The organism is Micromonospora sp. NPDC007220 (genome assembly GCF_040634035.1).
Classification (GTDB): domain Bacteria; phylum Actinomycetota; class Actinomycetes; order Mycobacteriales; family Micromonosporaceae; genus Micromonospora; species Micromonospora reichwaldensis.
The window spans coordinates 887,704-913,321 of the sequence record NZ_JBEYEU010000001.1 but is presented as its reverse complement, the minus strand read 5'-3'; the positions used below and the strand labels follow the sequence as shown (position 1 = coordinate 913,321).

Here is a 25,618-nt window from a genome sequence, read left to right as displayed (position 1 = left end):
CCGTTGCCCCGCTGGACTCATCCGTTCAGCTATTTCCCAGCTTCATTCCATGATCCTGTTCACGTCCGGCTCGGCGCGGGGGTGCCGGTCGGCATGCCCGTCGATGCGGGCGCGGGGGTCGAGGTGCCGGTCGGCGTGGGCGTCGGGGTCGGGTTGCCGCCCGGCGCGGGCGCGGCCTCCGAGGGTGCGGGTACGGGCAGCCCCGGCGGGTTCAGCAGAGGCGGAGTGCTCGCGCCCGGCCGGGGCCCGAACGGCGCCAACTCCGGGCAGTACGGGTACGGGTGCAACAGCGCGTTGGCCAGGTTCAGGTCCGGCGGGTTCGGGCACATCGGACGACCGAGCCGGATCGGGTCGCCGTTCTGGTCGAAGAGCCGGGCGTTGGACACCAACCGCCCCTCGCTGTCGTAGACGAAGACGTCGCGGATGTGGTCGTACCGGCCGTCGATCGAGATCTGCTCGTAGTCGAGGTCGCCGCTGCCGACCCGGTCGTTCATGTCCGCCAGGCCGACCAGCCCGAAGATCACCAGCACCGCCGTGCCGACGTGCAGCACCCGCCGCTTGGGCCGGGTCAGGCCCGGCGTGTGGTGGCCGAGCCAGATCGAGGCGAGCACACTGCCGGCGAGCAGCACCAGGCCGGCCAGCAGGCTGCCGTTGAGCTCGGGCAGCACACCGAACGTGTCGCCGGTCGTGACCACCGTGACGAGCATGGCGGCCAGGTAGCCCCGCAGCACCCACCACGCCGGCCGGAGCAACCGGAGGAACTCGCTCGCTGAGGCGTACCCGAGGGGTGGTCCGAGTTGGACGTCCCAGCGGTGCGCCCGGGCGCGGAGCCGGTCCACGGCGACACCGAGGCGACGGTTGCGGCGCCCGCCGCCGCTGGTGGCGCCGACCCCGGCCGCGACGCGCAGCTCGGCCGCGTACGCCTCGGGCTCGCCGAGCCGGTCGACCAGCGAGCCGCCGGCCTCGGCGGCGACCTCGGCGAGGTGCTCCGGCAGGTCCTCGGTCAACTCGTCGCGCTGCGCCGGCGGCAGGTCGGCCAGCGCGGCCCGGACCCGTGCGGCGTAGTCCGCGATCTCCTGCTCCATGACGGTCATGCCGCCATCCCCCGATCGTCGAGCAGTGCGTCCATGGTGGTGGCGAACGAGCGCCAGAGCTTGCCGGAGCGGGTGAGCTGGTCCCGGCCGGCGGCGTTGAGTGAGTAGTACTTGCGGTGCGGGCCGGACTCGCTCGGCACGACGTAGGTGGTCAGCAGGCCGGCGGCGTAGAGCCGGCGCAGCGTGCCGTAGACCGAGGCGTCGCCGACCTCCTCCAACCCGGCGTCGCGCAGCCGGCGCAGGATGTCGTAGCCGTAGCCGTCCTCCTCGCGGAGCACGGCGAGGACCGCGAGATCCAGCACGCCCTTCAGCAGTTGTGTGGTGTCCACGCAATGCACACTAGTGCGCAATGCACAGTACCGTCAACGACATCGGGCACGAGGAACGGATGCCGGATCAGGCCGCGCGGCGGGCGGCGTCGTCCGCGGTCCGCAGCAGATCCCGGAGTACGTGCACCAACGCGCGAGCCTGCGCGAGGTCGATCGGCCAACGCTCCGGCTCGTCGCCGGCGGACAACTCCAGCAGCACTCCGGACGGGCGCAACCGCCACGGGTCGGCGGCCGGGCCGGCTCGACGCGGCCAGACTCGGCCCCGACTCCGCCAGGCGGGCGCCGAGCGCGGCGGCGATCACGCCGCCGACGACGATCGCTAGGGCTGTCACGCGCCCGTCAACCCACCGGCGCCCGCCGTCGCCCTCGGCGGAAGACCGTCATCCACACGGCTGACCTGCCCGGACAGCCGGCCAACTGCCAGAGCAGCATCCCGAGCATTCGCGGGAAGACTCTTCCCATGAATGTGGCTTTCCTCCGCACTCACTCTGGCGCAGCTCATTGCGGCGCCGATGGGAGCAGCCCTACCGTCGGAGACAGGCCGCAGAGACGGCGTCAAGATCGGGCGCAACAACCGCTTGAAAGAGGGGCACCAGATTATTGACGGCGACAACGAGGAAGTTGCAGGGAATTAGTTGGCCCACAGAAGCAGTCGCCCGGGAGGCCACCCGGGCGCTGCTGGTGACTCCCGCCTCAACGTAAGCCCTGGTAGACGTACGAAAATGGAGCCGACATGAATGTACCCACACCCCCGGAAGGCGTCAACGCTGACGCAGAGGAGAGGCCGGAATGCATCACGCCTGGCGCGCGGGAAAGCGGAGCTGAACGGCGTCACAGGCGACGCGTCGAGCTGTTGAAGCTCGTGCCTCCGCTCCTGCTGGCGTTGGCTGCGCTGATCACCGCTTTTCGGTAGCGGCCGGGATGGGACAGGGGGCCGGGCTCTTCATCGGCCCCCTGATTGTCCAGCCCAGGAACGTGTTGAACAGCGGGTAGGGTCCTGCGTCATGTCGGGTACCTCCTGGCGGGGCCCGGGTTCAGCGCGCCAACGGCGCCTGGGGCCGACTTGTTACAGGATGCTCCAGGCGATGCCGTCGAGGATGTCGTGCTCGGAGGCGACCACCGAGTCCATCCCCGCCCGTTCCATGATCACCCGGAGCACCAGGGCGCCCGCCCCGATCACGTCCGCGCGGCCCGGGTGCATGACCGGGATCGCCAGCCGCTGCTCCCGGCTCTTGCCGAGCAGGTCGGCGGTCGTCGCGGCCACCGCGTCGTACGACACCCGGGCGTGGTGGATGCGGCTCGGGTCGTACTGCTGGAGGCCCTGGGCGATCGCGACCACGGTGGTGACCGACCCGGCGAGCCCGACCAGCGTGGCGGCCTGCCGGCCCGGCACGGCCTCCAGCGCGCGGTCCACCGCCGCCGCGATGTCGGCCTGCGCGGCGGCGACCTCGTCCAGCCCCGGCGGGTCGCCGTGCAGGTGCCGCTCGGTCATCCGGACGCAGCCGATGTCCATCGAGATGGCCGCCTCGACGCCGCCCGCGCGGGTGCCGACGACGAACTCGGTCGAGCCGCCGCCGATGTCGACGACCAGGTACGGCTCGCGCGCGTCGGCGGGCAGCCCGCGCACCGCGCCCGTGAAGGAGAGCCGCGCCTCCTCGTCGCCGGTCACCACCTCGGGCGCGACCCCGAGGGTCCGCTCGACCATCTCCCGGAACTCGGCGGCGTTGGTGGCGTCCCGGGACGCCGAGGTGGCGCACATCCGGACCCGCTCCGCGCCCAGCTTCTCGATCTCGGCGGCGTACGAGGCCAGCGCGACCCGCGTGCGTTCGATCGCCTCCGGGGCCAGCCGCCCCGTCTTGTCGACGCCCTGGCCGAGGCGCACGATCTGCATCCGTCGGCTCAGGTCGGCCAGCGGAGCCTCCGGACCCGCCGAGGCGTCCGGCAGGTCGGCGACCAGCAGTCGGATCGAGTTGGTCCCGCAGTCGATGGCGGCCACACGCGTCGTCACGGCAGCAACCCTACGCCAGGCGCGCTCAGGTGACCCGGCGTAGCCCGCGTCCAGCAGTTCGGTGCCGAGCGGCGTCAACCGGTGCAGCACCGCGCCGCCGTCCCGGACGCTGGCGACCAGCCCCGCCGCCCGCAACGCCCCCGCGTGCTCGGACGCCGAGGAGGTGCTGATTCCGACGGCCCGGCCGAGCGCCGTGGTGGTGTGCCGGCCGGGGCCGGCGAGGCGGCGCAGCACCGCCGCCCGGGTCGCCCCCAGCAGGCGGCCCAGCGGATCGGGGGTGGTGGCCCTCATCAGGCGCGGCATCGGCGCGGGGTACACCACCAGCACCGGCCGACCGGGCTCCACCAGCACCCGGGGATGCGGGCCGGCCAGCGGCGAGGGCAGCAGGAGCAGGCCGTGGCCGGTGCCGGACAGCGAGGCGCTCCACCAGGTCCGCACCGTCAGCGTCGGCGCCTGCCATCGGATCGCCGGGTGCAGCGCGTTCAGCAGCCCGTCCAACCCGTGCGTGGCGAGTTGCGCGGTCGCCCCCGCCACGTGGTGCCGGTGCGCCTCCGTCAGGTCGGCCCAGTGCGGCGCGAGCACCGCGTCGTGCCAGGTGCCCAGGGCCCGGCCGAACAGGTCCATCGTCTCCCCGTCGGCCTCGGCGAACCGCCTGCGCAGCGGCGTCGCGGGCAACTGCGCGTACGCGGCGGTGACCTCCGCCCGGATGCGCCCGACGGGGGCTGCCCGGATCGCCTCCAGACCGGCGACGACCGATTCGAGGCCGTCCAGCGGGGTGAGGAAGTCGGGCAGGCGCCCGCGCGCGGGAAGCAGGTGCCGCAGCACGGAGGCGGCGGACCGGACCGGACCCGACGCGGAGGCCGCGTCCGCCGCGGGGCCCGGCGTCATCCGGGCCGTGTCCGCGTCGTGCAGCGCCTGGCAGGCCAGCAGGGACATGCCGACCGGGTGCAGGCGGTCGGCGAAGCGGACCCGGCACAGGTCCGCCAGTCCCAGGCGGAGACGGAGCATGCCAGCAGACTGCCGCTCTTCGGCCTGGACCGAAAGGGTTGCCCCGTTCAGGCGGGGCCATCCAGTGTGGACCGGGGTCACGGAGGGGGCGGGGCGTGCGACGGACGGTGGCAGTGCTGACGGGGTGCTCTTCGCCGTCGTCGCCACGGCGTGCGGTGGGGACCGGGGTCAGTCCCGGGTCACGCCGGCCCCGTCGCCTTCGGGGGCCGTCGAGCGCCCCGCCGCCGGCGACCACCGGCTCACCCTGGCGCACGGCGGGGCCGACCGCCGGTACCTGCTGCGGGACGACCGACGACGTCGGCTTCCTCAAGGACCTCACCGCCCACCTCGTACGGACGTGGCGGGCTGATCCGGACCGGGTCTACCTCATCGGGATCTCCAACGGCGGGGACATGAGCTTCCGGGCCGCCGTCGAGGGCGAGAGGCTCTTCGCGGCGATCGGCGTGGTCAGCGGCGGCTACAGCGGCCCCCGAGACGTACGTGCCCCGGCGACCGGTCTCGGTGATCACCTTCATCGGCGGGCAGGACCGCTACGCCGACGTCTTCACCGAGGGCGTACGGACCTGGCAGCGACGGCTGCGCTGCACGCCGGCGACCGGCGCACCGCCGGCGGGCGCGCCACGGGTCACCCGCACCGGGCCGGTCAGAGGCGCAGCAGCATCCGGGTGTTGCCGAGGGTGTTCGGCTTGACGCGTTCCAGGTCCAGGAACTCGGCGACGCCCTCGTCGTACGAGCGCAGGAGCTGCTCGTAGACCGGCTGCGGCACGGGCGCGCCGTCGATCTCGGTGAACCCGAACGAGCCGAAGAACCGGGTCTCGAAGGTGAGCACGAAGATCCGGGCCACCCCCAGCTCGCGGGCGCCGTCGATCAGCTCCGCGACGATCCGGTGGCCGAGCTTGCGCCCGCGGCAGGAGGGGTCGACCGCCACCGTACGGATCTCGGCCAGGTCCTCCCACATCACGTGCAGCGCCCCGCAGCCGACCACCGCGCCGTCGCCGGCCCGGACCGCGACCCGGAACTCCTGCACGTGCTCGTAGAGGGTCACGGTGGCCTTGCTGAGCAGCCGCCGGTCGTCGGTGTAGGTGTCGACCAGCCGCCGGATGCCGCGCACGTCCGAGGTGCGGGCCCGCCGCACCACGATCTCGTCGGCCCCCGCCACGCCCCCGTCCGCGCCCGCCATGGTCAGTCCGCCGCCGGCACGTCCACGCACGGGCCGGCCGCCCACCACTTCTCCACCAGCGCCAGCGTCTCGTCGCCGAACGGGTTCACCCCGGGCCCGGCCCCGAGCGCGTGCCCGAGGTGCACGTGCAGGCACTTCACCCGGCCGGGCATCCCGCCGGCGGAGATGCCGGCGATCTCCGGCACCTCGCCGATCGCGTCCCGGCGGGCCAGGTAGTCCTCGTGCGCGGCACGGTAGCGCGCGGCCAGCTCCGGGTCGGCGGCCAGCCGGTCCGCCATCTCCTTCATCAACCCCGCCGACTCCAGCCGGCTGCACGCCGCCGTCGCCCGGGGGCAGGTCAGGTAGAACAGCGTCGGGAAGGGGGTGCCGTCGGCCAGGCGCGGGGTCGTCTCCACCACGTCCGGCAGGCCGCAGGGGCAGCGGTGGGCCACGGCCCGGGTGCCCCGGGGCGGGCGTCCGAGCTGCGCGGCCACCGCGGCCAGGTCGGCCTCGGTGGCCGGTTCGCGCCGCGGCGGGGGTACGGAGTCCGCCGCCGGCTCCTGCGGTGGTACGACAGTCACGATGCTGATCTCTCGTTCGATGCTCGGGTGCTGCTCACCGGTCGGGCTGCTCGCCGTTGGCGGCCTGCACGCTCGACCAGAGGGTGTCGTACCAGGAAGCGGGGGTGACGGGTGCCGACGGGGCCGTGGACGAACCGGCGTCCCGGGCGGCGCCCGCCGGGTCGGAGAGCACCACCAGCAGCGTCTCGCCCGGTGGGCCCATGAAGAACCGCTCCCTGGCCTGGATCTTGATGTATTCCGGGTCCTGCCACTTGGCCGCCCGCTCGGACAGCTCCTCGATCGCCTCCCGCTGGGCGGCCTGGGCGGCTTCCATCCGTTCGATGTCGGCCTGCTGGTCCAGGTAGACGCGCACCGGGTAGGTGTAGGCCAGGGCGAGCGCGATCAGCACCGCGAAGAGCACGGTGGCCCGCCCGGTGAGGCCCCGGGAGCGGGGTGCGGAGAGCCGCTTGACGGTGCCGGCGGCCGTACGACGGGCCGCGGCGGGCCGGCTCGCGGAGCGTACGCCCTCCGCGCCCCGGGCCGCCCCCGGCGCGCGCCCGGCCGTGGCCCGCGACTCGGCGCGGACGCCGCCCTCGCGGACCGACGCCCGGGCGCCCCGGGCCCCGCCCGGCCGGCCGGTGTGACCCGGCCGACGGGCGGGGCGCTGACCGCCCGGTGTGCGGCGCTGCTGCATCGTCACACCCCTCCCCCGAGGCCTCGCGCGTCTCAGGCCGAACGGTAGCGCGGGAAGGCGCCCGCCCCGGCGTACCGCGCCGCGTCGGCCAGCTCCTCCTCGATCCGCAGGAGCTGGTTGTACTTCGCGACCCGGTCCGAGCGGGCCGGGGCACCGGTCTTGATCTGGCCGCAGCCCGTGGCCACCGCCAGGTCGGCGATGGTGGTGTCCTCGGTCTCGCCGGAGCGGTGGCTCATCATGCACTTGAAGCCGGCCCGGTGGGCCAGGTCCACCGCGTCCAGGGTCTCGGTCAGCGAACCGATCTGGTTGACCTTCACCAGGACCGCGTTGGCGGCCTTCTCGGCGATGCCGCGGGCGATGCGCTGCGGGTTGGTGACGAACAGGTCGTCGCCGACGATCTGGATGCGGTCGCCGAGCGAGGCGGTCAGCGTCTGCCAGCCGGTCCAGTCGTCCTCGGCCAGCGGGTCCTCGATCGACACGATCGGGTAGTCGCCGGCGAGCTTGGTGTAGTAGTTGCTCATCTCCTCGGCGGTCTTCGCGGTGCCCTCGAAGGTGTAGGTGCCGTTGTCGAAGAACTCGGTGGCGGCCACGTCGAGCGCGAAGACGATGTCGGTGCCGAGCCGGTAACCGGCCTTCTCCACCGCCTCGGCGATCAGGTCCAGGGCGGCGGCGTTGGTGGGCAGGTTCGGCGCGAAGCCGCCCTCGTCGCCGAGGCCGGTGGAGAGCTCCTTCTTCTTCAGCACCGACTTCAGCGCGTGGTAGACCTCCGTGCCGGAGCGCAGCGCCTCGCGGAAGCTGGGCGCGCCGATCGGCGCGATCATGAACTCCTGGATGTCGACGTTCGAGTCCGCGTGCGCGCCACCGTTGAGGATGTTCATCATCGGCACGGGCAGCAGGTGCGCGTTCGGGCCACCCAGGTAGCGGAAGAGGCTCAGCTCGGCGCTGCCGGCCGCCGCCTTGGCCACCGCCAGGGAGACGCCGAGGATGGCGTTCGCGCCCAGCTCGGACTTGCTGTCCGTGCCGTCGACGTCGAGCATCTTCTGGTCGATCAGCCGCTGCTCGCTGGCCTCGTAGCCGATCAGCTCGTCGACGATCTTGTCCTCGATGTTCGAGACCGCCTTCTCGACGCCCTTGCCCTGGTAGCGGTCGGCGTCACCGTCGCGCAGTTCGATCGCCTCGAAGGCGCCCGTGGAGGCGCCGGAGGGCACCGCCGCCCGGGCGATCGTGCCGTCGTCGAGCCCGACCTCGACCTCGACGGTCGGGTTGCCCCGCGAGTCCAGAATCTCCCGCGCGACGATTCCCTCGATGGTTGCCACTGAGTCGCTCCTCGTTTGTGTGTTCCGGTCCGGTATGGGCCGCGACGGTGCGGCTGAGGCAGTTGTTGAACGCAGCGTATCGGGCGACGCTCGGACGCGGGCGGTCCGGGCGCTCGCCGGCCCGACCCGAAACCTGCCTCCGGGCAATGCTTTACTCGGACATTCCCGGATTCTCGTGCCTCAACCGGCAACGGGTTTGCGCGCGGTTGGCCCGATCGGCCAGGCTGGTCGCCATGCCCGCCGCCTCGACCACCCTCCGCATGCTCGCCGCGTCGGTCATCGCGTCGCTCACGGTGACCGGTTGTCAGACCCTCGACGACGCCGGCCGCACGATCGGGCGGTCCGACCTGGTGAACGACATGGCCGCCCGGCTCGACCGGGCGCTGGAGCTGACCTACTCCGCCGACTACCAGCTCTCCGGCGGGCAGACCGCCACGATCGCCCAGGCCCAGGACCCGGCCCGCTCCGCCTACACCTGGCCCGGCGGCAAGCTCACCGTCACCCCGGAGGCGACGACCCGCTGCGAGACCGGCGCCGGGCGCGCGACCTGCACCCTGGAGGCCCCGCCCGCGCCCAACGCGAAGCCCACGGTGACCATGTTCACCGAGGCCAAGCAGCGGGGGCTGGTGACGCCGCCGGTCGTCGTGGGGCTGCTCACCACCGCCGCGCTGGACCCGGACGCGGTGATCGAGCAGAGCGACACCACCCTCGCTGGCCACCACGCCACCTGCGTCGACGTGGCGCAGTCGGCCGGGGACTTCACCGCCTGCGTGACCACCGACGGGGTGCTGGGCAGCTTCACCGGCCTGGTCGACGGCCGCCAGGTCGAGCTGGCACTGAGCCGCTACCGCGAGACGGTCGACGGCGCGGTGTTCGACCTGCCGCCCGACGCCGGCGTCGTGGACCGCCGCCCGGCCAGCTCGTGACCGACCCCGCCGGCGGTCCTCAGACGCCGAGCAGGGTGCGCAGGTGGCGCGGGGGCGGGCAGTCGTGGGCGAGCATCGCGTCGTGCCACTCGCGCACCGCCACGCCGGCCGGGCGGGCGGCGGCGATCGCGGCCACCTCGCTGTAGCCGACGAAGTACGTCGAGAGCTGCGTCGAGGTGAGCAGGGCGCGCCGCCACTTGCCGGCCGCCTCCCCCTCCTCCTGGAAGCCCCGCCCGGTCATCAGCGCCATCGCCTCGGCCTCCGGCAGCTCCTCGCAGTGCACGAGCTGGTCCAGCAGCGCGTTGATGGTCATCCGGAGCTGCATCTTGAGCTGCTGCAACCGCACCGGCAGGCCGCCGAAGCCGAGGCCGGCCATCAGCTCCTCCGTGTAGACCGCCCAGCCCTCGATGAAGGGGCCCGACTCGGTCAGCGCGCGGACCCGGGTGGGGCCGACGTGCCGGCGGGCGTGGGCGAGCTGGAGGAAGTGCCCCGGCATCGCCTCGTGCACCGTCAGGTTGCGGATCATGTGGTCGTTGTACTCGCGGTAGAACGACTCGACCCGGTGCGCGGGCCAGTCCGCCGGGGTGGGCGCGATGCAGTAGAACGTCGGCACGTCCGCCGTCTCCAGCGGGCCGGGCGAGTCGCAGTAGGCGACCGCCACGCCCCGGGCGAACTGGGGCATCTCCTGGATCACGCACGGGTCGTCGACCAGGGTGACCAGGTCGTGGGCGCGCACGAAGTCGGTCGCCTCGTCCAGGGTGACCGAGGCGAGGTCCACGATGGTGTGGTCGTCCGGGTGCTCGGCGGCCAGCAGGTCCAGCGCCCGGCGTACCGTCTCGTCGTCGGCGGGGCCGCCGACCAGCTCGACGGCCGCCGCGCGGATCTCCTCGCCGACCCGGTCCAGGTTGGCCCAGGCCCGGCGCTGGATCTCGGCGGCCCCCAGCTCCGTGTCGAGGGTGTGCCAGAGCCGCGCCTCCCAGCGGCGGCGGCCCAGCCGCGGGTCCCGCCCGGGGCCGGCGTCGGCGGCCAGGCCCTGACGCAGCCACGCGACGAACTCCTCCAGCGCCGCGATCGCCGCGGTGGCGGCCGGCTCGACCCGGTCGTGCAGGGCGGGGGCCTGCGCGAGCAGCGCCGGCACCTCGTCGCGGATCAGCGCGGCCGCGCCGGTGAACTGCCCGACCGCCGTCTCCGCGTGGATGCGCGGCATGTCGCGCAGCGTCGCGCGCGCGGTCGCCAACGCGTCCGGTACGGCGGCGAGCCGGCCCGCCAGGCTGGTCAGTCGCACGTCGACCGGGGCGTACGGGCGGGCGAGCAGCGCGTGCAGCAGCGGCCCGGGGTTGTGCCGCAGCGGGTCCCACTCGTGCGCGCGGATGTCGCCGGACTCGAACAGCTCCCGGTCCACGAACGAGGTGAGCAGCGCGTGGTCGACGCGCTCCTCGACGTCCAGCGCGTCCGGGTCCAGCTCGGCGAGCGCGTCCGCGGCTTCCTTGAGCATGGTCCGGTCGGCCGCGACCGCCTCGGCGGAGAGGTCCGGCAGCCGGTCGTCGTAACGGTGGTCGCCGGTGGAGGTCGCGACCCCCGGCCGGCTCTCCAGCAACGCGTCGACGATCCGCTCCGCGAGCGGCACAAACGATTCCACCCGCCGACCCTACCGGGTCGACTCAGGCCTTTTCGGCGGCGCGGACCGCGTCCGCGTAGGCGAGGGCGGCGCGGCGCAGGGCCGCCTCCGGGTCCAGGCCCGCCTCGCGGGCCGCCGCGACCGTGGCGAGCAGGCCGGCACCGAGCCGCGCCTCCGGGTCCACCTGGGAATCCGCGAGGGGCGGCGGTACGGCGAGGCCGACCCGCCCGGCGCGCTCGAGGATCTTGGCGGCCAGGGCGAGGGCCGGCTGGCTCAGCGCGATGCCGTCCAGCACCGAGTCACGCGCCTTCTCGGTCCGCTTGATCCGCTCCCAGCTGGCCTCGATCTCCTCCAGGGTGCCGGCCTCGGCGTCGGCGAAGACGTGCGGGTTGCGCCGGACCATCTTGTCGACCAGCCCGCCGGCCACGTCGTCGACGGTCCACCGCTGCTCCTCGGGCAGTTCCTCGGCGAGGCGGGCGTGCAGCACCACCTGGAGCAGCACGTCGCCCAGTTCCTCGCGCAGCGCGTCGGTGTCCCCGGCGCTGATCGCGTCGTACGCCTCGTAGCACTCCTCGATCAGGAAGCCGGCGAGGCTGCGGTGGGTCTGCGCGCGCTTCCAGGGATCGCCGCCGGGAGAGGCCAGCCGGTCCATCACCGCCACCGCGTCGAGCAGCCGGGCGCCCGGCGGGTCCCAGGAGCCGTACATCAGCTCCAGCTCGGCCAGGCCGGGCTCGCGGGCCAGCCGCAGGCCCAGCTCGCGGGCCAGCGACTCGTCGCCGGCCGGGCCGGCCAGCCACACCGCGACGCCGTGCGACGCCGCCGCGTCGAGCAGCGCCTGCGTCGCCCGGCCGTCGACCACCGTGACCTCGGCGCCCGCCACGCGGACCGCCGTCGTCAGCTCGCTCTCCGCCCCTGCCAGCACCGGATGCCGGCGTACGACGTCCCACGCGGCGGCGGTCAGCAGCCCGGCCGGCAGCCGGGGCGAGGTGACGAGCAGGACGATCCGCGCCGGCATGCTCAGCTGTGGGTCCCGCCGGCCGCCTCGGGCGCGACGGTGGGCAGCGGATCCGGGGTGGAGACGTCGGTGACCCCGTTGGAGCCGGCCTCGCCCAGCGGCACGCTCACCGCCGGCGCGTTGCCGGAGAAGCTCAGCACGGGGAACTCCAGCGGGCGGTAGCGGGGGTTGACCGTCACGTCGTACGCGGCGACCGCGTCGGCCAGCGACTTGCGGGTGGCCAGCGCGCCGCGCAACTGCTCGCCGTCGAGCTGGCGGGCGGCCGCCTCGTCGGGCACGTCGGCCGGGATGGCGCCCGCCTTGCGGCCCGCCGCCACCACGTCCGCCAGATCCTGCGCGGTCGGCTCGGCCGGTGCCCCGGTCGGCACCCCCGACAGGCAGTTGTAGAGCTCGGCGGACTGGCGCACGTAGCCGGTGTCGGGCGACAGGCGCAACTGCTGGGCGACCTGCTCCGGCGCGACCTGCCCGCGCGGCTGGTAGTTCTTGTCCGCGGAGAGCCGCTCGCAGACCTCGGTCAACACGAGCATGCTGACGATCTGGCCGCGGTCGGGCAGCTGCGGCACCTGCGCCGGGGGCTGCCCCTCGGGCGCCTCGGGCGCCTCGGGCTGCCCGGTCGGCATCGGGTTCTTCGCCCGCAGGTCGTCGACGATCCCGGTGACGGCATCCTCGGTGATCCGCAGGTCACCGACGTAGGCGGCGACACCGGGCTCGGCACGGCAACCGGAGAGGGCGACGAGGCCGAGCGCCACGCTGGCGACGGCGACAAGACGGCGAGCACGCATGTCGGTCACTCTCTCATGCCGCCCGGGGCCGCCGTGACACCGCCCACCGGTCTCCCCGCGCGCCCGCCCCGCGCGCGCCCGGGTCCCCACCCCCTGCTCACCCGCCGGCTGCCGGTCAGCCATCGTCGACCGCCACTCACCGCGCGGCGGCTCCCGCCGTCGCCGGCTCGCCCAGGACGTCCTTGAGCAACTGGGCGCACCACTCCAGCAGGGCCTGGTCGCGCAGCGGCTCGCCGCCCACCCGCCGGGTGCTGGGCCGGGGCACGCTGACCTGGTCGAGCGCCTGCTTGTAGACCGAGTCGGGGTGGTAACGCTTGAGCCGCAGCTGCTTCGAGTCGGGCAGCGGCAGCGGACCGAACCGGATGTGCTTGCCCTGCATGGAGACGTCGGTCAGGCCGTAGCGGCGGGCCAGCAGCCGGAACCGGGCCACGGCGACGAGGTTCTGCACCGGCGCGGGCGGCTCGCCGTAGCGGTCGGTCATCTCGGCCACCACCTCGCTCAGCCGGTCGGCGTCGCGGGCCTCGGCGAGCTTGCGGTACATCTCCAGGCGCAGCCGCTCCACGGCGACGTAGTCGTGCGGCAGGTGGGCGTCGACCGGCAGGTCGACCTTGACCTCGGTCTCCTCCTCCGGGCGCTCGCCCTTGAACGCGGAGACCGCCTCGCCGACCATCCGCACGTACAGGTCGAAGCCGACGCCCTCGATGTGCCCGGACTGTTCGCCGCCGAGCAGGTTGCCGGCGCCCCGGATCTCCAGGTCCTTCATCGCCACGTACATGCCGGCGCCCAGCTCGGTGTGCTGGGCGATGGTCGCCAGCCGCTCGTGGGCGTGCTCGGTGAGCGGCTTCTCCGGCGGGTAGAGGAAGTAGGCGTACGCCCGCTCCCGGCCCCGGCCGACCCGGCCGCGGATCTGGTGCAGCTGGGCCAGGCCGAGCAGGTCGGCCCGCTCCACGATCAGGGTGTTGGCGTTGGGGATGTCGATGCCGGACTCCACGATCGTGGTGCAGACCAGCACGTCGAACTCCTTCTCCCAGAAGCCGACCATGACCTTTTCCAGGGCCTCCTCGCCCATCTGGCCGTGCGCCACCGCGACCCGCGCCTCGGGCACCAGCTCGCGGAGCTTCCGGGCCGTCCGGTCGATCGACTCGACCCGGTTGTGCAGGTAGAAGACCTGCCCGTCGCGGAGCAGCTCGCGGTGGATGGAGGCGGCCACCTGCCGCTCGTCGTGCGCACCGACGAAGGTGAGCACCGGGTGCCGCTCCTCCGGCGGGGTGGCGATTGTCGACATCTCCCGGATGCCGGTGATCGCCATCTCCAGCGTGCGCGGGATCGGCGTGGCCGACATGCTCAGCACGTCGACCGAGGCGCGCATCGTCTTCAGGTGCTCCTTGTGCTCGACGCCGAAGCGCTGCTCCTCGTCGACGATGACCAGGCCGAGCGACTTGAACCGGGTGGCGGCCTGGAGCAGCCGGTGGGTGCCGATGACGATGTCGGCGGTGCCCGCGGCGGCCATCTCCAGGGCCTGCTCCGCCTCCTTCGGCGTCTGGAAGCGGGAGAGCTGCCGGATGGTCACCGGGAACTGGCTCATCCGCTCGGCGAACGTGTTGTAGTGCTGCTGCACCAGCAGCGTGGTGGGCACCAGCACCGCCACCTGCTTGCCGTCCTGCACCGCCTTGAACGCCGCCCGGACGGCGATCTCCGTCTTGCCGTAGCCGACGTCGCCGCAGATCAGCCGGTCCATCGGGACGGTCTGCTCCATGTCCCGCTTGACCTCCTCGATCGCGGCGAGCTGGTCCGGCGTCTCCTGCCACGGGAAGGCGTCCTCCAGCTCCCGCTGCCACGGCGTGTCGGGGCCGAAGTTGTGCCCCTTGGACGCCTTGCGCGCCGCGTAGAGCTGGATGAGCTGGGCGGCGATCTCCCTGACCGCCTTGCGGGCCCGGGCCTTGGACTTCTGCCAGTCCGAGCCGCCCATCTTGTGCAGGGTGGGCTGCTCGCCGCCGACGTAGCGGGAGAGCTGGTCGAGCTGGTCGGTGGGGACGAAGAGCCGGTCCCCGGGCTGGCCGCGCTTGCTCGGGGCGTACTCGATGACCAGGTATTCCCGCGACGCCCCGTTGACGGTGCGCTGCACCAGCTCGACATAGCGGCCGATGCCGTGCTGCTCGTGCACAACGTGGTCGCCGGCCTTCAGCTCCAGGGGGTCGATGGTGTTGCGCCGTCGGCTCGGCATCTTGCGCATGTCGCGGGTCGAGGTGCCCCGCCCGCCGGTGACGTCGTTGCCGGTGAGCAGCACGAACCGGGACGCCTCGTCGACGAAGCCGCCGGTCAGGCTGCCGCAGGCGACCAGCACCTCGCCGGGGGCGGGCGCGGTCGGGATCTCCTCGGTCAGCCGCGCGCCGAGGCCCGCGTCGCGGAGCACCTCGACCGCCCGCTGGGCGGGGCCGTGCCCCTCGAAGACCAGCGCGACCGACCAGCCCTCGCCGGTCCAGCGCTTGAGGTCGTCGACCACCCGGGCGGTCTCGCCGTGGTAGAGCGGGGCCGGCTGCGCGGAGAGGGTCACCGCGATCGCGTCGTCGGGAGTGACGTCGTACGCCTCCGGCCCGTCCTCCCAGGGCTGCCGCGCCGGGGCGGCCTCGGCCTCCACGAGCCCGAACGGCGACAGCGTCCACCAGGGCTGGCGCAGCTTCGCCGCGACGGCGCGTACGTCGCCCAGGGTCCGGAAGGCGGCGGCGCCGAGGTCGACGGGGGCCTGGCCACCGACGGCGGCCGCGGCCCAGCTCGCCTGGAGGAACTCGTCGGAGGTACGCACCAGGTCGTGCGCCCGGGTGCGGATCCGCTCCGGGTCGCACAGGAGCACGTGGGTGCCGGCCGGCATGGCGTCCAGCAGCAGCTCCATCGAGTCGGCGCCGATCAGCGCCGGGGCCAGGGACTCCATGCCCTCCACCGGGATGCCCTCGGCCAGCTTGTCGAGGATCTCCGCCAGCTCCGGGTGCTCCTCGGCGAGGGCGGCGGCCCGCTTGCGCACCGACGGGGTGAGCAGCAGCTCCCGGCACGGCGGCGCCCACAGCTGCGGCACCTGCTCGATGGTGCGCTGGTCGGCGACGGCGAAGGTGCGGATCTCCTCCACCTCGTCGCCCCAGAACTCGACCCGCGACGGATGCTCGTCGGTGGGCGGGAAGATGTCGAGGATGCCGCCGCGCACGGCGAACTCGCCCCGCTTGGTGACCAGGTCGACCCGCCCGTACGCCATGTCGGTCAACCGGCGGGCGACCTCCTCCAGGTCGGCCTCCTGCCCGGCGGCGAGCTGCACCGGCTCCAGGTCGCCGAGCCCCTTGAGCTGCGGTTGCAGCAGCGACCGGACGGGCGCCACGACCACCCGCAGCGGGCCGGTGCGACCGTGCGCGTCGGCCGAACCGGGGTGCGCGAGCCGGCGCAGCACGGCCAGCCGACGGCCGACCGTGTCGGAGCGGGGCGACAGGCGCTCGTGCGGCAGCGTCTCCCACGACGGGAAGACCGTCACCTGCTCGGGCGGGAGCAGGCTGCCCAGCGCGGCGGCCAGGTCGTCGGCCTCCCGCGTGGTGGCGGTCACGGCGAGCACCGGACGACCCGCGCCACCGCCCGGCCCGCCGTCGCCGGCCTGGTCGGCGGCGACCGCGGCGACCGCGAACGGGCGCAGCGCGGCCGGCGCGGTGATGTCGAGGCCGTCGACCTGCGCGGCACCGGAGCGCGCCAGGTCACGTGCCCGGGCCAGCCCCGGGTCGGCCAGGGCGGCGGAGAACAGACCGGTGAGCATGGGATCACTTCCAGCGGGAGGACACGACGATCACCCCTCGTCCGGCTGGACGGGGGGCCACTGGTCGACACTATCTCTCCGGTCGGACGAACCGCCCCCGCGTAGGTTGGATCGTCGACAATCGGCGCAGGGCCACCCGGGGGGAGAACGGATGCCTGAGGGAACCGGCAGCGACCCACGCCGGAAGACCACGCCGGCCCGGTGGCGGATGCTGGGTCACCCGGACGGGATCCTCATCTACGAGGTCCGCTGCATCGTCGAGAACCACGGCTGGACGACACCGGCCATCGAGCTGAACTACAACCTCATCCTCGGGCGGTCGGGGGCGTACCGGCGGCGGCTCAACGGTCGTACGGCGTTCTCGGACGCCACCTCGGTGCTGCTCACCCGGCCGGGCGACGAGATGTCCGTGTCCCACCCGCTGGGCTGCGGCGACTCGTACACCTGCCTGGAGGTCGACCCGGCGGTGCTGGCCGAACGCCCGGACGGGACCCGCTGGCTGGAGACCGCCGGCTGGGAGGGCACCTCCGACGCGTCGCTCGACCTGGCACACCGGATGCTCATCGCGGAGTTCCGGCGGGGACTGGACCACTTCGAGATGGCGGAACGGCTGCACCGCTTCCTCGACGAGGTGCTCAGCCGTACCGGTGCCCGGGACGAGCCGGGGACGGACCTGGCACGCGCGGTCAGCCGGCGGCCCGCCACCCAGGCCGCCCACCGTCGCCTGGCCGACCGGGCCCGCGAGGTGCTCACCGCCGGCGACTACTCGCTCAGCCTCGACGAGGTGGCCCGCGAGGTGGGCGCCTCCCCGCACCACCTGAGCCGGGTGTTCCACCGGGTCACCGGCAGCAGCCTCACCGCCTACCGCAACCGGCTGCGGGTCCGGGCGGTGCTGGACACCCTCGCCGAGTCGGACGAGCGGCCGCTGCGCGCGGTGGCGGCGGAGCACGGCTTCGCCGACCAGGCCCACCTCACCCGCGTGGTCCGGGACCACGTCGGCCACCCCCCGGCCCACCTGCGCCGACTCCTCACCCAAACCCGACGGACCTGACCCCGCCCTCACCCCCCACCCGCTGTCCCTGCGTTTGAACCGGGTTGGACGGCCGGGTCGGGCCGTCGGGTTGGGTCGGCCGGGTCGGGCTGGTCGGGTCGGGCCGGTCGGGCCGGATCGGATCGCGGGTTCTGAGTTGGCGGTCAACCGAGCATCGATGTTCAAGACCCGGACCGCCCGGCGGCCGAAGATGGAATCCGTCAGCCGGGATCGAGCCGCCGGATCGGCGGTCGCGGGGTGCGCGGACCTGTTCGGGGAGGCCCGCAGCTCCAACCGGCTGCGACCTCGGCGACGGCGAGGCGCCGTCGCCGCCCGCCGGTGGTGCCGTACACCCCCCTGTACGGCACTCCGGTGGGCACGGGGCAGCCCGTTCGAAGGATCTTGACGGGGGTGGCCGGCCGTGATCGGCTGCGCTGATGGGCAACCAGTGGCGGGCACAGTTCGACGCGGAGGTCACCTTCGCCAACGGCGGCGGGCTGCGGACGGACGGGTTCCGTCTGGACATTCCCGGCCGCGACATCGCCGACGACGAACTGGCGGCGCTGTTCGTCCGGCACCTCGGGCTGCTGATGGTGGCCGAGGTACGGATCACCGGCCGGACGATCATCGAGGAGCCGCACAAGGGCGGCCGGGGTGTGGCCGCCGGCCCGGGGGACAGTTCCCGGCGACGGCTGGTCGAGTTGAGCCACGTCGTCACCGACGGCATGACCACCCTGCCGGGCTGGCCGGCGCCACGGATCACCGAATGGCTGACCCGGGAGGCGTCCCGCGCCAACTACGCCCCCGGCACCGAGTTCCAGGTGGGGCGGATCGACATGATCGCCAACACCGGCACGTACCTGGACACGCCCGCCCACCGCTTCGCCGACGGCGCCGACCTCGCCGGCACCCCGCTGGACCGCCTCGCCGACCTGCCCGGCGTCGTGGTCCGGGTACCGGCCGGCACCCGCGCGGTGGACCGGCTGCTGCTGGCACCGTACGACGTCGCCGGGCACGCGGTGCTGCTGCACACGGGCTGGTCGGCGCACTTCGGCACGGACCGGTACGGCGCGCCGGAGGCGCCCTACCTCACCGGCGACGGCGCCCGGGCCCTGGTCGACGCGGGCGCCGCCCTGGTCGGCATCGACTCGATCAACATCGACGACATGAGCCCGGCGGCGGCCGGCGAGCGACCGGCGCACAGCGCCCTGCTGGCCGCCGGCGTCCCGATCGTGGAGCACCTGACCGGGCTCGACGCGCTGCCCCCGACCGGCTTCCGGTTCACGGCCGCCCCACCGATGGTGGCCGGCATGGGCACCTTCCCGGTACGGGCGTTCGCGGTCCTCAATCCCACCTGATCGACGACCGAGGGCCACGTCGACAGCCCGGGATCAACCTTCGGGTCGGCGCGCGGGCGGGCTGTGACAGCAGGCTGCCGGAATGTCACGGGCACCGCGCGTCCCCAGAGAGTTGGCGTTCCTCCCGTTCTCCGGCAGTCGGGCCGTCGCCGCCGGCCTGGTCACGTGGCGGATGCTCCGTGGGCCGTCCTGGTGCCGGCTGCTGCCCGACCTCTACGTCCACGTCGACGGTTACCGTGAGAACGACCACCGGATGTGGTGCGACGCCGTTGCCCTCACCCTGCCGGCGGGGGCCGCCATCAGCGGTCTCAGCGCGGCATTCCTGTGGGGCGTGGAACTCCTCCCACACGCGAGCCCGGTCTTCGTCACGCTCCCGGCGACGGCCCGCCGACGCTCCACTCGGCGTGTGTCGGTCGACCAACGGTCGTTCTCCGCCCGGGAGATCACCCGCTTCGCCGGCTTGCCGGTCACCACCGGCGTCCGCACGGCCTTCGACCTCGGGCGGCAGTTGCCCCGGACGGACGCGCTCGTCGCGGTGGACGCGCTGCTGCATCGGCGGGTGGTCAAGCTCCCGGCGTTGGGCAGCTACCTGGACACGCACAACGGCTGGCCCGGCACCGCCCAACTGCGGGAGGTGCTCACGCTGGCCGAGCCGCTGAGCGAGTCCCCCATGGAGACCCGGCTCCGGCTCGTCCTGCACGACGCCGGTCTGCCACCCCTGACCGCGCAGCACGACGTGTACGGCACCCACCCGCACCGGGGACGCGTCTTCCTCGGCCGCGTCGACCTCGCCTACCCCCGGTGGCGAATCGCCATCGAGTACGAGGGTGACCACCACCGGGAACGCACCCACTTCCAGCGCGACGTGGCTCGGCTCAACGCACTCCGCGCGGCGGGCTGGTTGGTGCTGCGCTTCACCGCGGACGACGCACTGCGGCACCCCGCCCGAATTGTCCGGCTGGTAACTGCCGCAATCCAGGAACGCCGCCCCGGCCAATGCTGATCAGGACGCCATGGACCTTAAAACGGCCAGTTAACGTCCATGGCGTCCTGATCACCAGGGCGCTCGCACGCGCGCACGCCAAGGCGCGGGTGGGTCAGTAGCGGACCGAGATGTGTCGGGTGGTCGCGTCGATGCGGATCTCGCCGCCGTACGGGACGATCAGCTGCGGGTCGGTGTGGCCGAGGTCGACGTCGAAGACCACCACCGCGTCGGGGCAATAGGCGGCCAGCGCCCGGGTGACCGCCTCCCGCTGCGCCTCCGCCCAGTCCCGCCGCTCGTCGGGGGTGTGCTGCCGGGTGAAGTCCCACGCCTTCGGCCGGCCGACGAGGACCGCCGGGAAGCCGGCGAGCAGACCGCGCTCCCCCATGTTGCGCAGGATCCGGAACACCTCGGTGGCCGGGGGCAACTCCTCGGAGGTCTCGACCATCAGCACCGATCCGGCCAGGTCCCCGGCGTCAGGGACCCGGTCGGCGGCCAGCAGCCAGTGCAGGATCTCCAGGTTGCCGCCCCAGGTGCGCCCCTCGACCACCGTCGACGGCCCCTGCCAGCGCCAGCCCTCGCCCGGGAGCATCTCCGGCTCGTCGGCCAGCGTCGCCGGGTCCTGCCAGTCGTTCGGCCGGTCGCCCCACTGCGGCGCGGGAGTGAGGTCGTACCAGCCGGAGGTGAAGAGGGCCGCGCGCAGCGAGTCGAAGGTCAGCGGGTGCGGGCTGCCGGGCCGGCCGAGGTGCACGAGCACGGACCCGCCGTGGTACGACACGACGCCCAGCCGGTACAGGTGGTTGAGGACGTTGGTGTTGTCGGAGTAGCCGAAGTACGGCTTCGGGTTGGCCCGCAGCACGGCGTCGTCCAGGTGCGGGGTGACCGTGATCAGGTCGTCCCCGCCCACCGTGGCGAGCACGGCGGCGATCGTCGGGTCGGCGAAGGCGGCGGTCAGGTCCCGGGCCCGGTCGCGCGGGTCGGCGCCGAGTACCCGGGTGGTCGGGTACTCCACCGGCTCCAGGCCGAACTCCTCGCGCAGCCGGCGCAGGCCCAACTCGTACACGTGGGGGAAGAGGGCCGGCAGGCCGGCGGACGGCGAGACGACCGCGACCCGGTCTCCCGGTCGGGGCTTGGGGGGATAGCTCGGCGACGTCATGATCGGACGCTACCGACCGGCTCCAGCGATTTTCCGCTGGTCCGGCCCGCCGGGACGCTGGCGGACGGCCTCTAGGCTGGCCCCGCCGAAGTTGATCGAGTATTCGGAGGCCGCGTGAGCACCCCCGCCGGACATCCGCCGCAGCCCTTCCACCACGGCCCACCGCACGGCGGCCCGTGGGGAGGCCCCGTGCCGCCGCCGGTGACCAGGCGCATCCCGGAGGACCAGCCCTTCGTGGTACGGCCCAACGTCGCGAAACGCGGCCTGCTGATGATGGGGGTGGTGCTGGTCCTCATCCTCCCGATCGCCTGCTGCGCCGGTCTCGGCATGGTGAACTCGTCCGATCCGCAGCTGCGCTCCCAGTCCGTGGTCGCGATCCTCGGCGTGGTGGGCTGCCTGCTGGCCCTGGTCGCCCTGCCGCTGGGGATCCAGCTCTGGCTGATCGGTTCCGGCGGCCCGGTGCTGGCGCTCGGCCCGGCCGGGCTCTGGATCCGCACCCGGCCGACCCGGGGCCAGGCGATCTGGCTGCCGTGGGAGGGCGTCGCGCGGATCTCCCGGCGCCGGTGGAGCCTGGAGAAGATGCTGGTGGTCACGCCACGCGACGCGCGGGCGCTCCAGCACCTCGGGGCGTTCACGGCGCTCGACAGCGCGGCCCTGAGCGCCTTCTACGGCTCGGGGCTGGTCGCCACGCTCAACTTCGCGGACCGGTCCGAGGCGGAGATCATGGCGGCGGTCGCCCACTACAGCGCGGGCCGCTGCCAGCTCACCTGACCGATGCGGCACCGGCGGCCCAGGCCGGGAAACGTCACATTCCGGGCACGAGCCGCCCTAGGCTGGCGGCGTGGACCAGGAGATGCGCGACGGGCTGCCGCGTACCGCCGCGCTGCTGCTCGGCACCCTGGTGCTCGCCACCGCGTTCATCACCGCGTACGTCGGCGCGCTGCACCGTCCCACGCCCCGCGACGTGCCGGTCGGGGTGGTGCGCGGCGACCAGAAGGCACAGGCCGTCCTCGCCGCCGTACGCAACCAGAGCGACACCCTCGACGCCGTCGAGTACGCCGACCCGCGCGCCGCCGACGACGGCCTGCTCACCCGCGAGGTGTACGGGGTGCTCGCCACCGGCGCCGAGGGCGGGCTGGTGCTGACCACCGCGAGCGCCGCAGCGCCGGCCGCGACCGACGTCGTCGTCCGGGTCCTCGACACCGCCGCCCGGCAGGCGGAGATGCCGCTGCGGGTCACCGACGAGGTGCCGGTGGCCGCGACCGATCCGCGCGGGCTCGTGCCGTTCTACCTGGCCGTCGGGTACGTACTGGGCGGCTACCTCGCCGCCACCGTGCTCGGCCTGGGCAACGGCACCGCCCCGCGCAGCCTGCGCCGCGCCGGGCTGCGGATCGCCGCGCTGGCCGGCTACAGCCTGGTGCTCGGGGCCGCCGGCGCGATCGTGGTGGGACCCGTCCTGGACGTCTGGGACCACGACCTGTTCGGCGTCGCCGCGAGTGGGACGCTGGCGGTCCTCGCGGCGGCGATGATCGCCTCGGCGGTGCAGGGCTGGCTGGGGCTGTTCGGCACCGGGCTGGTGATCCTGCTGCTGGTCGTGCTCGGCAACCCCGGCTCCGGCGGCATCTACGCCCCCGAGTTCCTGCCGACCTGGCTGCGCGGCATGCACCGCTGGAACGTGCCGGGGCTCGCCACCGACCTGCTCAAGTCCGTCGTCTACTTCGACCGCCGGTCGACCGGTTGGCCCATCGCCGGGCTCACCATCTGGACGGCGCTGGGCGTGGCGGGTGTGCTCAGCGCCACCCCGTTCCAGGCCCGCCGTCGCGCCGGCCGACGCACCGCACCCGGCCCCACCAGCGAAGATGCGCCCCGCGCCGGCTGAGACGCGAGGAACGGCTCCTTCCTCTGCCGCAGACGATTGCAAGGGTCCCCTCCTTCCCTGCGGGGGACGCGGATACGATCCAGGGAGTCGGACAGCGCTGTCCTTCGTACTCGCGTAAGGAGCGCATCGTGACCGACCAGCACGACCACGACGGCCCCGACGCCGCCCTGCGGGCCGACATCCGCCGCCTCGGCACCCTGCTCGGGCAGACCCTCGCCCGCCAGGAGGGCAGGCCGCTGCTCGACCTCGTCGAGGAGATCCGCGCCCAGGTGCGCTCGGACGCCCCCACCGCCGCGCAGCGCCTCGCCGGCCTGGACGTCACCACCGGCACCAAGCTGGCCCGCGCCTTCTCCACCTACTTCCACCTGGCCAACATCACCGAGCAGGTGCACCGGGCCCGGGAGCTGCGGCGCCGCCGGGCGGTGCAGGGCGGTTGGCTGGACCAGGCGGCCAAGATGATCGCCGAGCGCGGGGTGCCGGCCGAGGAGATCGCCGCGGCGGCCCGGCGGCTGGCGGTACGGCCCGTCTTCACCGCCCACCCGACCGAGGCGGCCCGCCGGTCGATCCTGTCCAAGCTGCGCGCCATCGCCGACGAGCTCGACACCGAGACCGCGAACGCGATCCTCTACGGCGCCAGCGACGAGGGCCCGGCCAACCGCCGCCTCGCCGAACTGCTCGACCTGATGTGGCAGACCGACGAGCTGCGGCTGGACCGGCCGGACCCGACCGACGAGGCCCGCAACGCCATCTACTACCTGCGCGACCTGTACGCCGAGGCCGCCCCGCAGGTCCTCGACGACCTCGCCGACACGCTGCGCACCCTCGGCGTGGAGACCTCCCCGACCGCCCGGCCGTTGTCCTTCGGCACCTGGATCGGCGGCGACCGCGACGGCAACCCGTTCGTCACGCCGGCGGTGACCCGCGAGGTGCTGACCATCCAGCACGAGCACGGCATCGCGGCCACCGAGAAGGCGATGGACCACCTGATCGACGAGGTGTCGGTGTCCCGGCGGCTGCGCGGGGTGTCGCTCGACCTCTCCGCGAGCCTCGCCGCCGACCTGGACGCGCTGCCCGAGGTGGCGGCCCGGTTCCGCCGGGTCAACGCCGAGGAGCCCTACCGGCTCAAGGCCCGCTGCGTGAAGGCGAAGCTGGCCAACACCCGGCAGCGGCTGCGCCAGGGCACCGCGCACGTGCCCGGTCGGGACTACCGCGGCTCCGCCGAGCTGGTCGCCGACCTGGAGCTGCTGCGCGCCTCGCTGGCCCGCAACGCCGGCCAGCTCACCGCCGTGGGCCGGCTCGCCTCGACCATCCGTACGGTCTCCGCGTTCGGGCTGCACCTGGCGACCATGGACGTCCGGGAGCACGCCGAGGCGCACCACGCGGTGCTCGCCCAGCTCTACGCGGCCGTCGGCGAGGTCTCCGACTACCCGTCGCTGAGCCGGCAGGAACGCACGAAGCTGCTCGCCGACGAGCTGACCGGCCGCCGACCGCTCTCCACGCTGGACACCCCGCTGACCGAGGCGACCCGCAAGACGTTCGACGTGTTCGGCACCATCCGCGAGGCGCAGGACCGGTTCGGCAACGAGGTCATCGAGTCGTACATCGTCTCGATGACGCTCGGCGTGGACGACGTGCTCGCCGCCGTGGTGCTGGCGCGCGAGGCCGGCCTGGTCGACGTGCACAGCGGCCGGTCCCGGATCGGCTTCGTGCCGCTGCTGGAGACCCCGGCCGAGCTGAACACGGGCGGCGAACTCCTCGACGAGCTGCTCTCGCTGCCGGCGTACCGGGCCCTGGTGGCGGCGCGGGGCGACGTGCAGGAGGTGATGCTGGGCTACTCCGACTCCAACAAGGAGGCCGGCATCACCACCAGCCAGTGGTCCATCCACCGGGCCCAGCGCGCGCTGCGCGACGTGGCGGCCCGGCACGGCGTACACCTGCGGCTCTTCCACGGCCGCGGCGGCACGGTGGGTCGCGGCGGCGGGCCGACGCACGAGGCGATCCTGGCCCAGCCGTACGGCACCCTGGACGGCGCGATCAAGGTCACCGAGCAGGGCGAGGTCATCTCCGACAAGTACTCCCTGCCGTCGCTGGCGCGGGAGAACCTGGAGCTGACCCTGGCCGCGGTGCTCCAGGCCACCCTGCTGCACACCGCGCCCCGGCAGCCCGCCGAGATGCTGGAACGCTGGGACGCCGCGATGGATACGGTCTCCGACTCGGCCTTCCGGTCGTACCGGTCGCTGGTCGAGGACCCGGACCTGCCCGCGTACTTCTGGGCGTCGACGCCGACGGAGCTGCTCGGCGCGCTGAACATCGGCTCCCGGCCGGCGAAGCGGCCGAACACCGGGGCCGGGCTCGCCGGGTTGCGCGCCATCCCGTGGGTGTTCGGCTGGACCCAGACCCGACAGATCGTGCCCGGCTGGTTCGGGGTCGGCTCCGGCCTGGCCGCGGCCCGCGAGGCGGGGCTGGAGGACGTGCTGGCCGAGATGCACCGCAACTGGCACTTCTTCCGCACGTTCCTGTCGAACGTCGAGATGATGCTCACCAAGACCGACCTGAGCATCGCCCGCCGCTACGTCGAGACGCTGGTGCCGAAGAAGCTGCACCCGATCTTCCACAAGATCGAGCAGGAGTACGAGCTGACCAAGCAGGAGGTGCTGGCGGTGACCTCCTCGCCGGCCCTGCTGGAGAACTCCCCCGTGCTCCAGCGCACCCTGGCCGTCCGCGACACGTACCTGGAGCCGCTGCACCACCTCCAGGTCGCCCTGCTGCGCCAGTACCGGGAGTCCGGGGCGGCGGGCCGGGCGGTGGCCACGGCGCCGGGCGGCCGGCGTGCGCCGAGCGACGGTACGGCGCTGGAGCGGGCGCTGCTGACCACGGTCAACGGCATCGCCGCCGGCATGCGCAACACGGGCTGAGC

At 73.7% G+C, this 25,618-nt stretch carries 21 protein-coding genes; 8 read left to right on the top strand and 13 right to left on the bottom strand.

Annotated features, from left to right (window positions below):
• Nucleotides 1–59: 59 nt before the first annotated feature.
• The 4 genes from ABZ573_RS04420 to ABZ573_RS04405 all read right to left on the bottom strand — a co-directional run bounded on the left by ABZ573_RS04420 (nt 60) and on the right by ABZ573_RS04405 (nt 3,419).
• The gene (locus tag ABZ573_RS04420) at nt 60–1,094 is read right to left on the bottom strand and encodes a hypothetical protein (protein WP_358115511.1); all 1,035 of its coding nucleotides are present in this window, start codon (nt 1,092–1,094) and stop codon (nt 60–62) included.
• Nucleotides 1,091–1,423: a PadR family transcriptional regulator gene (locus tag ABZ573_RS04415; protein ID WP_089001967.1), complete on the bottom strand. Its 333-nt coding sequence runs from the start codon at nt 1,421–1,423 to the stop codon at nt 1,091–1,093. Before ABZ573_RS04415 ends, ABZ573_RS04420 begins: the two co-directional genes overlap by 4 nt.
• A gap of 67 nt (nt 1,424–1,490) precedes the next feature.
• Complete coding sequence (locus ABZ573_RS04410; RefSeq protein ID WP_192581514.1) at nt 1,491–1,637, bottom strand: hypothetical protein; 147 nt, start codon at nt 1,635–1,637, stop codon at nt 1,491–1,493.
• Nucleotides 1,638–2,489: 852 nt separating this feature from the next.
• Nucleotides 2,490–3,419 carry a Ppx/GppA phosphatase family protein gene (locus ABZ573_RS04405; protein WP_358116138.1) on the bottom strand — a complete coding sequence of 310 codons (930 nt, stop codon included), beginning with the start codon at nt 3,417–3,419 and terminating at the stop codon, nt 2,490–2,492.
• 1,115 nt (nt 3,420–4,534) lie between these two features.
• Between ABZ573_RS04405 and ABZ573_RS04400 the strand changes: the two genes are divergently transcribed.
• Complete coding sequence (locus tag ABZ573_RS04400; RefSeq protein WP_358115508.1) at nt 4,535–5,191, top strand: PHB depolymerase family esterase; 657 nt, start codon at nt 4,535–4,537, stop codon at nt 5,189–5,191.
• Here ABZ573_RS04400 and ABZ573_RS04395 read toward each other — a convergent pair.
• Genes ABZ573_RS04395 through eno form a run of 4 tightly spaced genes read right to left on the bottom strand, consistent with a single transcriptional unit; the run spans nt 5,083 to nt 8,168 of the window.
• Nucleotides 5,083–5,619 (bottom strand): amino-acid N-acetyltransferase, encoded by a 537-nt coding sequence (locus ABZ573_RS04395; RefSeq protein ID WP_151456306.1) that lies wholly within the window; start codon nt 5,617–5,619, stop codon nt 5,083–5,085. The two genes, ABZ573_RS04400 and ABZ573_RS04395, sit on opposite strands and share 109 nt — an antisense overlap.
• A 2-nt stretch (nt 5,620–5,621) precedes the next feature.
• Nucleotides 5,622–6,179 carry a DUF501 domain-containing protein gene (locus ABZ573_RS04390; RefSeq protein WP_311414780.1) on the bottom strand — a complete coding sequence of 186 codons (558 nt, stop codon included), beginning with the start codon at nt 6,177–6,179 and terminating at the stop codon, nt 5,622–5,624.
• A 34-nt stretch (nt 6,180–6,213) separates the two neighbouring features.
• Complete coding sequence (locus ABZ573_RS04385; protein ID WP_151456310.1) at nt 6,214–6,852, bottom strand: septum formation initiator family protein; 639 nt, start codon at nt 6,850–6,852, stop codon at nt 6,214–6,216.
• A 32-nt stretch (nt 6,853–6,884) separates the two neighbouring features.
• The gene (eno, locus tag ABZ573_RS04380; protein WP_151456304.1) at nt 6,885–8,168 is read right to left on the bottom strand and encodes a phosphopyruvate hydratase; all 1,284 of its coding nucleotides are present in this window, start codon (nt 8,166–8,168) and stop codon (nt 6,885–6,887) included.
• A gap of 233 nt (nt 8,169–8,401) precedes the next feature.
• Here eno and ABZ573_RS04375 point away from each other — a divergent pair, with 233 nt between their 5' ends.
• Complete coding sequence (locus ABZ573_RS04375; RefSeq protein WP_358115504.1) at nt 8,402–9,094, top strand: hypothetical protein; 693 nt, start codon at nt 8,402–8,404, stop codon at nt 9,092–9,094.
• 19 nt (nt 9,095–9,113) lie between these two features.
• Here ABZ573_RS04375 and ABZ573_RS04370 read toward each other — a convergent pair whose 3' ends face one another.
• The 4 genes from ABZ573_RS04370 to mfd all read right to left on the bottom strand — a co-directional run bounded on the left by ABZ573_RS04370 (nt 9,114) and on the right by mfd (nt 16,296).
• Nucleotides 9,114–10,733 carry a DUF885 domain-containing protein gene (locus tag ABZ573_RS04370; RefSeq protein WP_151456302.1) on the bottom strand — a complete coding sequence of 540 codons (1,620 nt, stop codon included), beginning with the start codon at nt 10,731–10,733 and terminating at the stop codon, nt 9,114–9,116.
• A gap of 22 nt (nt 10,734–10,755) precedes the next feature.
• Entirely contained in the window at nt 10,756–11,727 is a 972-nt protein-coding gene (locus ABZ573_RS04365) for a nucleoside triphosphate pyrophosphohydrolase (RefSeq protein ID WP_327030501.1), read from the bottom strand.
• A 2-nt stretch (nt 11,728–11,729) separates the two neighbouring features.
• Nucleotides 11,730–12,509, bottom strand: coding sequence for a hypothetical protein (locus tag ABZ573_RS04360; RefSeq protein WP_358115499.1), 780 nt, complete (start codon nt 12,507–12,509; stop codon nt 11,730–11,732).
• Nucleotides 12,510–12,645: 136 nt separating this feature from the next.
• Nucleotides 12,646–16,296 (bottom strand): transcription-repair coupling factor, encoded by a 3,651-nt coding sequence (mfd, locus tag ABZ573_RS04355; RefSeq protein ID WP_358115496.1) that lies wholly within the window; start codon nt 16,294–16,296, stop codon nt 12,646–12,648.
• A 151-nt stretch (nt 16,297–16,447) separates the two neighbouring features.
• On the opposite strand from mfd, the gene ABZ573_RS04350 reads away from it, so the two are divergent.
• The 3 genes from ABZ573_RS04350 to ABZ573_RS04340 all read left to right on the top strand — a co-directional run bounded on the left by ABZ573_RS04350 (nt 16,448) and on the right by ABZ573_RS04340 (nt 19,687).
• Nucleotides 16,448–17,347: an AraC family transcriptional regulator gene (locus ABZ573_RS04350; protein WP_192581608.1), complete on the top strand. Its 900-nt coding sequence runs from the start codon at nt 16,448–16,450 to the stop codon at nt 17,345–17,347.
• Between the two features lie 416 nt (nt 17,348–17,763).
• Nucleotides 17,764–18,684 (top strand): cyclase family protein, encoded by a 921-nt coding sequence (locus ABZ573_RS04345; RefSeq protein ID WP_327030498.1) that lies wholly within the window; start codon nt 17,764–17,766, stop codon nt 18,682–18,684.
• Between the two features lie 82 nt (nt 18,685–18,766).
• Entirely contained in the window at nt 18,767–19,687 is a 921-nt protein-coding gene (locus tag ABZ573_RS04340) for a DUF559 domain-containing protein (RefSeq protein ID WP_358115493.1), read from the top strand.
• A 94-nt stretch (nt 19,688–19,781) separates the two neighbouring features.
• Here ABZ573_RS04340 and ABZ573_RS04335 read toward each other — a convergent pair whose 3' ends face one another.
• Nucleotides 19,782–20,822, bottom strand: coding sequence for a S66 peptidase family protein (locus tag ABZ573_RS04335; RefSeq protein WP_358115490.1), 1,041 nt, complete (start codon nt 20,820–20,822; stop codon nt 19,782–19,784).
• Between the two features lie 114 nt (nt 20,823–20,936).
• Between ABZ573_RS04335 and ABZ573_RS04330 the strand changes: the two genes are divergently transcribed.
• The 3 genes from ABZ573_RS04330 (at nt 20,937) to ppc (ending at nt 25,616) form a co-directional block, all read left to right on the top strand.
• Entirely contained in the window at nt 20,937–21,593 is a 657-nt protein-coding gene (locus ABZ573_RS04330) for a hypothetical protein (RefSeq protein WP_358115487.1), read from the top strand.
• Nucleotides 21,594–21,663: 70 nt separating this feature from the next.
• Entirely contained in the window at nt 21,664–22,701 is a 1,038-nt protein-coding gene (locus ABZ573_RS04325) for a hypothetical protein (RefSeq protein WP_358115484.1), read from the top strand.
• Between the two features lie 128 nt (nt 22,702–22,829).
• Nucleotides 22,830–25,616 carry a phosphoenolpyruvate carboxylase gene (gene ppc, locus ABZ573_RS04320; protein WP_327030493.1) on the top strand — a complete coding sequence of 929 codons (2,787 nt, stop codon included), beginning with the start codon at nt 22,830–22,832 and terminating at the stop codon, nt 25,614–25,616.
• The last annotated feature ends 2 nt before the right edge of the window (nt 25,617–25,618 follow it).